This is a genomic window from Argonema antarcticum A004/B2, assembly GCF_023333585.1.
GTDB lineage: Bacteria > Cyanobacteriota > Cyanobacteriia > Cyanobacteriales > Aerosakkonemataceae > Argonema > Argonema antarcticum.
Map to the genome: position 1 here is coordinate 1 of NZ_JAIQZN010000047.1, position 9,726 is coordinate 9,726.

7 protein-coding genes and 1 pseudogene are annotated in these 9,726 nt (G+C 45.1%); 4 read left to right on the top strand and 4 right to left on the bottom strand.

The window, feature by feature from the left end; all coding sequences use genetic code 11:
* The coding region (locus LAY57_RS19540; protein ID WP_249068492.1) for a hypothetical protein at positions 1-227 on the top strand (227 nt) is incomplete at its 5' end.
* Positions 228-523: 296 nt separating this feature from the next.
* Positions 524-3,400: a M16 family metallopeptidase gene (locus tag LAY57_RS19545; RefSeq protein ID WP_249068493.1), complete on the top strand. Its 2,877-nt coding sequence runs from the start codon at positions 524-526 to the stop codon at positions 3,398-3,400.
* Positions 3,401-3,649: 249 nt separating this feature from the next.
* On the opposite strand, the gene LAY57_RS19550 is transcribed toward LAY57_RS19545, so the two are convergent.
* Together LAY57_RS19550 and LAY57_RS19555 are read right to left on the bottom strand one after the other, a co-directional pair.
* Positions 3,650-4,036 carry a hypothetical protein gene (locus LAY57_RS19550; protein ID WP_249068494.1) on the bottom strand — a complete coding sequence of 129 codons (387 nt, stop codon included), beginning with the start codon at positions 4,034-4,036 and terminating at the stop codon, positions 3,650-3,652.
* Between the two features lie 673 nt (positions 4,037-4,709).
* On the bottom strand, positions 4,710-4,862 hold the full coding sequence (locus tag LAY57_RS19555; RefSeq protein WP_249068495.1) for a hypothetical protein: 153 nt from the start codon (positions 4,860-4,862) through the stop codon (positions 4,710-4,712).
* A gap of 325 nt (positions 4,863-5,187) precedes the next feature.
* On the opposite strand from LAY57_RS19555, the gene LAY57_RS19560 reads away from it, so the two are divergent.
* Together LAY57_RS19560 and LAY57_RS19565 are read left to right on the top strand one after the other, a co-directional pair.
* The gene (locus LAY57_RS19560; protein ID WP_249068496.1) at positions 5,188-6,624 is read left to right on the top strand and encodes a type IV pilus twitching motility protein PilT; all 1,437 of its coding nucleotides are present in this window, start codon (positions 5,188-5,190) and stop codon (positions 6,622-6,624) included.
* Positions 6,625-6,783: 159 nt separating this feature from the next.
* The gene (locus LAY57_RS19565) at positions 6,784-7,536 is read left to right on the top strand and encodes a circadian clock KaiB family protein (protein WP_249068497.1); all 753 of its coding nucleotides are present in this window, start codon (positions 6,784-6,786) and stop codon (positions 7,534-7,536) included.
* Between the two features lie 369 nt (positions 7,537-7,905).
* Here LAY57_RS19565 and LAY57_RS19570 read toward each other — a convergent pair whose 3' ends face one another.
* Positions 7,906-8,388 (bottom strand): hypothetical protein, encoded by a 483-nt coding sequence (locus LAY57_RS19570; protein ID WP_249068498.1) that lies wholly within the window; start codon positions 8,386-8,388, stop codon positions 7,906-7,908.
* A gap of 371 nt (positions 8,389-8,759) precedes the next feature.
* Positions 8,760-9,726: pseudogene (locus LAY57_RS19575) on the bottom strand (hypothetical protein); the annotation flags it as partial.

Below are 9,726 nucleotides of genomic sequence, written 5' to 3' on the forward strand. Positions count from 1 at the left end.
GACAAGGGGGACAAGGAGGACAAGGAGGACAAGGGGGACAAGGGGGACAAGGGGGACAAGGGGGACAAGGAGGACAAGGAGGACAAGGAGGACAAGGAGGACAAGGGGGACAAGGAGGACAAGGAGGACAAGGAGGACAAGGGGGACAAGGGGGACAAGGAGGACAAGGAGGACAAGGAGGACAAGGGGGACAAGGAATACTCTTTCTACCAACCAACTACTTATGACCGCACCCAATACACATTACAAACCTGTGCTGGGCAATAAGCGGTGAACTGTAAATATACTATGCTTTATGCCCCAGATGCCATGTCGATAAGCAGTTACCAATTACTGTCAGGATTCAGGTCTGGGAGCGATCGCACAAGCACTGACGACCTACCTTTGCCTTTTTAGCATTGTTGTTTGCGAACAAGCAATGCTCTTAGAGCCTACCCGAAGAGCTTTATACTCATTTAAATTCGCAAGTCACACTTACAAACGTTTCTTAATTTTTTCGCAAGTCCGATCGATATTAGTAGTAATGAATAAGGTCAACAAAAGCATCTCATGGTTTTTAGGAGCTTTGCTATTAACGGTGACTCCCCCTGGAATTACTGCTGTATCTACTACAGCTACCCTTAACGTTGCCGACTATATACCAGCGTTCGTCGATTACACCCTATCTAACGGTTTGAGAGTGGTTTTGGCCAAAGACGATTCAGCTCCCGTAGTCGCGGTAAATCTCTGGTATCGGGTTGGTGCAGCGAATGACCCCCCAAAGCGTTCTGGCTTTGCCCATTTGTTTGAACATATAATGTTTGGCGGGTCAGCGAATGTCGGTAAGGGGGAATTTGATGCCTATCTTCAAGCAATTGGTGGAGACAGCAATGCCTCTACTAACCCTGACTACACCGACTATTGGCAAATTTTACCGGCGAATCAGCTACCCTTGGCTCTGTGGTTGGAGAGCGATCGCATGGCATCTCTTAATATTACCCAAGAAGCATTTGACACCGAACGACAAGTAGTCATTCAAGAATTTAACGAACGAGTCTTGAATCCACCCTACGGTCGCACCAACAACCTTTACCTCACCACTACACCTTTGCGGGGATATTTACCCTACGAACGTCCTATGATCGGTAGCATTGAGGATCTAAATGCTGCCACACTAGAGGAAGCCAAAGCCTTTCACCGCAAATATTACATTCCCAACAATGCCACGTTGGTAATTGCTGGCGATATCGATTTTGAACAAACCAAAGCCCTAGTACAAGCATATTTTGGTGATATCCCCCCAGGTGAGCCAGCAGTCCCCATCTTAAAGCAATACCCTCTGCCAGCTCAGTTTCCCGTCACCAAAACCGATCGCAAAACCGGCTGCAAAATTGGTTATCAAGATACGATCGTCGATCCGGCGATCGAGCTGCCCCAAGTAAACTACAGCGTAGTGGTTCCCCCGCGAGGCGATCGCGATTTTTATGCCCTCACACTCTTAGCAAATATTTTGGGCAGTGGTGAAAGCAGTCGTTTTGAACAAAAGGTCATTCGCAAAGGATTGGCATCGAGTGCATCAGCAGAAGTCTTGGAAAATATGGGCGCGTCCCTATTTGTAATTTCCGGCACTCCTAATGAGGGTGAATCTCTTGAATCGGTGCAATCCCTACTCCAAGATCAACTGAGAAAGGTAATCGCAAAAGGGGTCACAGAAGCAGAATTGGCTCGTGCCAAAAAGATGATCGAAATTGACACAATTAGCGAATTACGAGGCTCAGTCTGGAATACCACAGATGTTTTTCAGCGATTTATCTATCAGTTTGGCTCACCGCAAGCGCTAGTTAAAGATATGGAAAACTTAAATGCAGTCACCAGCGCAGATATCCAAAAGATTGCCAAGACTTACTTATGCGAAAAACCGATGAACATCCTCATCACCCTCAAAACTGGTCAAGAAGTATTGGCAACCTATCCAGGTAAACTTGTCGAACCTATTGATGTGCCAATCGGTGTTCAATCGCTCAAACCCCGCAGCGCTACTCCAGAAGAACTCGCAAAGCTACCAGATGGGGCGGTCAGTCGCACTCAGCCTCCCAAACCTCTTCCGGCTAAAGAAACCAAGCTACCTCCCTATCAAACCTTCAGCTTAAATAATGGTTTGAAAGCAATTTTCATCCAGGATCGCGAAATCCCGAAACTGCAAATATCACTATTCATAAGAGGTTCGGATGTCGCTGTTCCAGCCAACAAACAAGGTTTGCCACAGTTACTAGCAGATGTAATTACCCAAGGGACGATAAATGCCTCCAGCACAGAGATTGCCGAACGAGTTGAATCAGTAGGTGGAGCTATGGAAGCAGATGCTGGTTTGGAATGGATGACGGTTAGTGCTGATTTCCCTTCTCCAGATTCCCAAGTTGCCTTCAACTCTCTGGCAGATGTGGTACTCAAACCCACATTTCCACAATCAGCGTTTGATGTGGCTAAATCCCAGATGTTAACCAATCTGAGCGAATCAGAAACCAATCCCGCGTGGCTGGCAAGTCGTCAGTTCACCCGCATAGCTTATCCCCAGCATCCTTACGGATTTATCACATCAACCGAAACGCTGAACAATCTTACTCGTAACGATTTAATCAAGTTTCACAATACCTTTTTTAAACCTAACAATAGCCTGTTAGTAATTGTGGGTGACATTACTCTAGCCCAAGCAAAGGTAGAAACGGAGCGAGTGTTTGGCAACTGGCAATCGGGTAAGGTGCCAAACTTTTTGACCTATCCTCCCAATCGGATGGGCGATACCTCCTCAATCTACCTGATCGATCGCCCAGGCGCGGAACAGGCAACTATTCTGATTGGCAATTTAGGCTTAGATGCCCGCAATCCAGAAAGTTATCCCCTCTTGGTGGCGAATACCGTCTTGGGGGAGGGACCTTCGGGTCGTTTGTTCAAGAATTTGCGCGTAGACAAGGGTTATACCTATAGCGCTGTCAGCGAATTGAATGATGGCAGTAATGATGTTGGTACGTTTTTTGTCACAACCGATGTTGGCAAACAATACACAGGCGATGCGGTGCTAGAAATTATTAAAGAACTGAAAACTATCCGCAGCCAGCCAATTCCAGAGAAAGAACTGGCTGCCAGCAAGGGTCTGCTTTTGGGTCACTTTGCTTTGGGTCTGGAAACTCCCGCGAATGTAGCCTATGCACTGGCAAGTTATCAACTGATCGGACTTCCCTTGGAGGATTATCAAAACTACCCCCAAAAGATCGCGCAGGTTTCACAAGAGGATGTGCTAAAAGCAGCCGCTACGTACATTTCATCCGAACCGATTATCATTGTTGTCGGTGATGCTTCTCTAGTGAAATCCCAGTTAGAAAAATTGGGTAAGGTTGTTGTTGTGCCCGCACTTCTTCCTTAATCGGGAACGGGCTAAGAAAGTCAAAAGTCAAAATCGGTATGGGGCATGGGGAGGGGGCTAGAGGGAGAAGGGAGAATTGTTCTCTACAATTCTTTAATTTTTAATCCAAAATTTCCCCTTTTTCCCAAAAAACCTGGCTTTTACACAACAAGTGTTCTATAGCCATCTAATTTCTATAAATTTTCCCATGAAAAAACCCGGTGTTACCGGGCCTTAGAACCGTTCAAAACAACGGCTAGCTATGGGCCTTTAGACAGAGGGTTTGATAGTGATATCGCAGGTTAAAGGGCAGGCTGCATACACAGAATTATGACGCGGATTTTCATCTCCACGGAGCCAATTTAACCATGTGACATCATGAGGATGAACGCCCTTGAGCGACAGCATAGCAGCGCCAGCCATAACTGCTAGAACATTCGCACCAATTAAACCACCTGCTACTAGCAACACGGCACTGAATGGCATTACCGATTGCAGAGCGATCGATAACAGAGAGCCGATCGCAACCATCACCATAACTAATGGAAAACCCACTACCAGTAAGCAGACTGACAGGGTAAACGTCCAGATTAAAAAGCTTTTGATCATCGCAAAGCTATATGCCGTGACTAAATTCTGGCTTTTTGTTAACGCCATAATTGTCCCTCCTGGGGTTAAGGAAAAAATTGGATTTAGGTAAAATTCTGTTTATTGTTTCCGGGCTGATCGCTCGGTGGTTCTTCGTAGTATATAAAGTTTCGATTAAGATGAACAATATTTTAAATAAACTTAACATTTGACGATATTCTTTTATGTTTCAGCAAGACTCGCTAGCTTTTAAGGCTGGCCCTCTACCTAAAGAAGTAAGGCTTAAGCATAAAATATTTAATAATCTATGCCTTTGGATATAGTTCTCCCGATCGCCTAAAAAAATTTAATTGGTCAAGATGCTAGCAAATTCCTTAACATTTCTTATAACTTCGGCTGTGCTTCTCATAATTTTGTAGCTACTTTTACAGTAAAGGAAACAACAGTTGGAATATCAAACGAAAACTAAGGAAATAGCTGATTAATTTTCGGGCTGGGCTTACAGAATCGAGATCGGCAGAGGGGAGGGGGTAAGAGGGGAAAAAGAATTATAGGTAATATTCTGGCGGGAAGGGAGTAGGAGGGATAAGCTGCTACGCATTTAATTTGTATGTTTAGCGGGAGTGGGAGAGTGGGGGAGTGGGGGAGTGGGAGAGGAATTGAAGGTTTGATTGCCGGATTAGAAATATCCGAATTAGATGCGTGTTAGCTTAAGAAGAAAATCGTAAAAAAACTTAACTAATCAGGCTGTTAAGCCTATAGCTATAGCAAAGTGCTTCTTGAGTGCAGAGTGCAGAGTGGGGAGTACTGAGTGGGGAGTGCTGAGTGCAGAGTGCTGAGTGCAGAGTGGGGAGTACTGAGTGGGGAGTACTGAGTGTAAACACAGTTGCTTCATTGCGTTGATAGCTCTATACTTTCCTAACATATCTGACTGTGGCTATACTTTACACAAAACTTATTTCAGTGATTTGACCGGATATTTCTATTAGACCTCTCCAAAAAACATTGTAGAGACGTTGCATGCAACGTCTCTACAAGGGTTCCAGGTAACGCACCTTTAATTTATGGAGATGTCTATTAAACTGATGATCCTCAAAGCAAAAATATGAGAAATGACGATCCTCAAAGCAAAAATATGGGAAAACTTAAAAAAGATAGAAGTCTGTTCGCATCTATCGCCAAAAACCGACAATCTCACAGTGTGGTGAAGCACTAGACCTATGACAGAATCACAGCGCCCACCTATGCCACCCCCGCCCGGTTCCCGTGGTATGCCACCAGGGCCACCACCGGCTGCTAGAAGAACGCCTGGGCCTGAAACATCTACGGGAGGAACTCAGCGACCTACAGACGAAACTGTGGCGATGCCTAACACGGTTCGCAATCCAGGTATGCCGCCTACTACTTCTCGTCCACCAGGGGCCCCACCCCCGCCACCACCTTTTCCAACAGCAGGATCTGCACCTACAGCACCTCACCCAGGTTCTACAGCACCTGGGGGGCCACCGCCACGATCGCAGCCCCCAGCGCCGCCACCGGCACCGGCGACAAATGTTTCAGCGCGGACACCGGGTGGTAGTAGAGGTCGTTCACCAGGACAGCCCACATTAGCGGAAATTGTCAAGAACGCTTTTGACAACGGGATTTCTGACATTCACGCCGGTGTGGGAGAAGCGCCGCGTTTCCGCAAGCGCGGCGACATCATCCCTACCGAGTACTCCGAAACGGATTACCCCACCTTCATGAGTTGGTTGCAGGAGGTGATGAGCGATGAAGAGATTGAAAAGTTTGAAGAGTCCCTAGATTTTGACGGAGTGACGCAGTACGAATTCTCGCGGGCGCGGATCAATGTTTTCGGGTCGATGAGAGGCCCCTCGTTGGTAATGCGCTTGATTCCGAACAATATCTTAACGATGGAGCAGCTGAACTTACCGGCAGTCTTCAAGGATATTTGTCATTACCATAAGGGTTTGATCTTGGTAACCGGACCGACGGGTTCTGGTAAGTCTACGACGATGGCAGCCATGATTGATTACATCAATAAGAATATGGCGAAGCACATCATCACGATCGAAGACCCGATCGAATTTGTCCATACGAGTCGCAAATCTCTGATTAAGCACCGAGAAGTGGGACAGCATACCCGGAAATTTGACAATGCTTTGAAAGCAGCTTTGCGGGAAGACCCAGATTTGATTCTGGTGGGGGAAATGCGGGACAAAGAAACTGTCAACACCGCTCTCAAAGCAGCGCAAACGGGACACTTGGTAGCGGGTACGCTGCACACGAATAGTGCTGTTAAGACGATCGAGCGGATTCTCAACTTATACTCGGCAGAAGAGCAGGAGTCGATGAAAGTAGCGATCGCAGAATCCTTGATCGCAGTAATCGCTCAGGGTCTGTGCAAAACTACTGATGGTAAGCGTGCAGCTTACCACGATGTTCTGATCAACTCAGATGCCATCAAAGAGTACATTGTCCAGGGCAAATACGACGAAATTACAGGAGTCATGCTCAAGTCTAAGTTTGACGGGATGCAGACTATGAACCAAGCTCTCTTGGCTCTCTACCAGGAAGGTAGAATTACTGAAGAGGAAGCTTTGGAAAAATCTCCCACTCCTAACGAAATGGCTCAGTTCCTGCGAGGCAGGGTCTAAGTTGTCGTTTGTCTCGTTCCCAGGGATATTATACCTGGGAACCTCGCTGTCCTTTATTTGTTAGAAATCACTAATGACCAAGAAATTTTAGATTTTAGATTTAAATTAAATCCGCAATCTGCAATCTTCCGTTTCCTAGTGACCAATGACTAATGACCAATGACCAATGAAAAAGGACAACTTTTTAAAGGTATTGCGCTTTTTACACCAGCGGGAGATTTAATTTATTGCATCGATCCAAATAAGCAGAATCGATGGCACCTGAATTTATGTACTGGATTACAGGAAATTTTGGGACTATCAGAACCGCCTCATTTCTTAGTACCGTGCTACACGGCGACTATCGACAGGTGGTTAGAGTCTCGCTCTGGACAAGTGCGAATTTCTGCTGAAGCTTATCCCCCCGTGCTGCGGTATCAAACACTTCTAAATGCGGTCTTTGAAACCGACGACCTGGTTTGGCAAGCGGCTCCTTGGCCTGAAGAATTGTGCGATCCAATGGTATTGGCAACTTATCGCGATCAATTTCCTCAGCTGTGGGAAGAACATGATTTAGTGGTACGGTTTGAAAATAGCGTTCTTCATCCGAGTTTCCAGCCAGAACTATTCTCGCCGTTGCCGAAGTTGCCAGAAGCTCAAGGATATGTACTGCGTTTGTTTGTTTCTGGGCATAATACTTCTACAGAGCGAATTCTCCAAACTTTATATCAACTTTTAGAACAATCCCTCTATCAGCCGTACACATTAAAAGTAATTGATGTTTTTAAGCATCCAGAGCAAGCAGAGGCAGATCAAATTTCTGCTACACCCACTCTGGTTAAGGTATGGCCTCGACCTGTACGACGGCTTGTGGGTGAGATAGAGGATGTAGATAAAATTTTGTGGCTGTTAGTTTCTCCAAATAGTTCATAATGCCATCTCTCTTGGCTATGCTTGCATATCAAAAATAGAGGAATTTAAAATTTTAGATTTTAGATTTATAGCAACCGCCAGGGCGATTAAGGCAAATCCAACTGTTACCTTTAGTCCATAATCCCTTACTTCGTCAAGCTTTTTCCTCTTCCCTCTTCCCTAGTCCCTAGCTATAAAATTTGTTTCGGCTTTTGGCAACAGGGAACAGAAAATAAAACTTGCCTGTATCTCCATATATAGCAACAGCCAGGGAGGTTAAGACATTCTTAATTCCACCAAACCGTTCGGCTGAGCGCTCAGGGCTTTGCCCTTGATTCTCAACCCTTCTTCCCCTAGCCTCTAATCCCTAGCTATAATTTCCCATTCCCCTTAAAAATTTCCCACCTTTGACGTGATTATTAAATCAGTATTTTGCCACCCTTCAGAATTAGATTGTGATGACAAATATTTTTGATGTCCTAACCTCAGTTTATCCTCTAAATCATAAACCAAGTTTGGCTGATTTTCACAAATTGAAAAATAAAAACTCAAAGCTAACTCTAAAGCAATCCAAAGGGCGAAAACTAAGTCTACATTATTTCCATCTCTCAAGTCTCCTAAAAAACTTTTTATTCTTGTGCCAATTCTGGCAAACTCTTGTTCAGCCTTGTAATTAGCTGACCCAATTTCGCAAACTATATCATAGTGTAAATCAGAATATTGTTTTTTCCCTTTCATCAAAAATTTATGAAAAAGTCGATCGCCATCAAGCTTTTCCCTTGAATCTTCTCTATTGTTGACGATGTTGCCAATAGAGGTTACGGTATCTTCAAAAACAAAATATAGGGTGTAAATTTTGGCTTTATTGTCCATAGCTAATAATTCGAGTTTGCTCAAGATCGGTATTCATGTTTTTACCTCAAAACCTAACTTCAACATACCCCTCTTCTGTCACTCTGAGGAGATAATATTCTGAAACTCCTGTATCGTATAGATTCTGCCATTCCTGGAAGGAATGACAGAATCTATCAGAAATTCAAGGCTGAAATGTTGGTGGTACTACTTTCACATCAATGAACAAATTTTACTTCTCTGAGAGTGACAAAAGAGGGATATAACGAAAGTGTGACGCCCCCTAAAAGTTGATTTAAGTGTGATACGCAGCTTTAGTCCTGACGGATTTTTTTTGGGGTTCTAGCAACGAAATATTGACATTGACAACCACATAAACTCGGTTTCTGTTATTACTGAATTGGTGTTCTAGGCTCTCGCAAACGCTGGAATAATTGGTTAATTTTGCTTATTCCTGAACTATTAGGCGATGCTTGTGCAGTTTCAACTGATTTATTAGGTTTGGGTTCAGGAGTTTTGGTTACTTCAGCCTTGGGTTCAGTTTGAGACGCTGGAGGATCGATCTGTGGAAGAGATTTTGGTCTTACTGAGATCTCTTCGGGGGTTGGTGTATCTATTATCTCTGGCAGTGTAGACGACAACGTGGGGGGAGATTCGACTTCAATGATTGTGGGAATGGACGCAGAATTATCTAATTCTGCTGATTTTGCTTCTTGTGGAGTTTCAGTTTGCTCAGCTTTGGGTTCGATCGGCGTTTCCGGTGGAGATGCGGGTGTGGAGGGAGCGATCGATTCGGGGGTTGGTGTTTCTATTATTTCTGGCAGTGTAGGCGGCAAACTGGGGGAGGGCTGTAGTTCAACTGCGCTGGGATTTTTGAGGCGATCGAACGATTCACCCTGGGATGATTCTTTTTCTTCTAATTTAGTCGGTTCCAATGAGGGTGTTTCGGGTGTCAAAGCCTTCGGTTCGGGTGAAATTTCAGGCTTCTGAACTGCTGGTGAAGGAGTCAATGGGGGGGTTGGTTTTGCGATCGCATTTGGCGCAGTTGGCGTAGGTGAAGGTTGTGCCTTATCTGAACGACGGAACCGATTGAAAAATCCCCCAAATCTCGGTTTTTCTGACGCTTTTGGTGCTGTTGGGGCTACTGTTTTAGGCGTTGGTGTTGTGGTTGGTGTTGGTTTCGCTTCTACAACTGGCTCAGGCGTTGGTGTTGGTTTCGCTTCTACAACTGGCTCAGGTGTTGGTGTTGGTGTTGGTTCTACAACTGGCTCAGGTGTTGGTGTTGGTTTCGCTTCTACAACTGGCTCAGGTGTTGGTGTTGGTGTTGGTTCTACAACTGGCTCAGGTGTTGGTGTTGGT

Coding starts and splice junctions, on each gene's coding strand:
- LAY57_RS19565 (WP_249068497.1), top strand. CDS start 6,784: ATGACCAATGAAAAAGGACAACTTTTTAAAGGTATTGCGCTTTTTACA.
- LAY57_RS19555 (WP_249068495.1), bottom strand. CDS start 4,862: ATGAAGCAACTGTGTTTACACTCAGTACTCCCCACTCAGTACTCCCCA.
- LAY57_RS19570 (WP_249068498.1), bottom strand. CDS start 8,388: ATGGACAATAAAGCCAAAATTTACACCCTATATTTTGTTTTTGAAGAT.
- LAY57_RS19545 (WP_249068493.1), top strand. CDS start 524: ATGAATAAGGTCAACAAAAGCATCTCATGGTTTTTAGGAGCTTTGCTA.
- LAY57_RS19560 (WP_249068496.1), top strand. CDS start 5,188: ATGACAGAATCACAGCGCCCACCTATGCCACCCCCGCCCGGTTCCCGT.
- LAY57_RS19550 (WP_249068494.1), bottom strand. CDS start 4,036: ATGGCGTTAACAAAAAGCCAGAATTTAGTCACGGCATATAGCTTTGCG.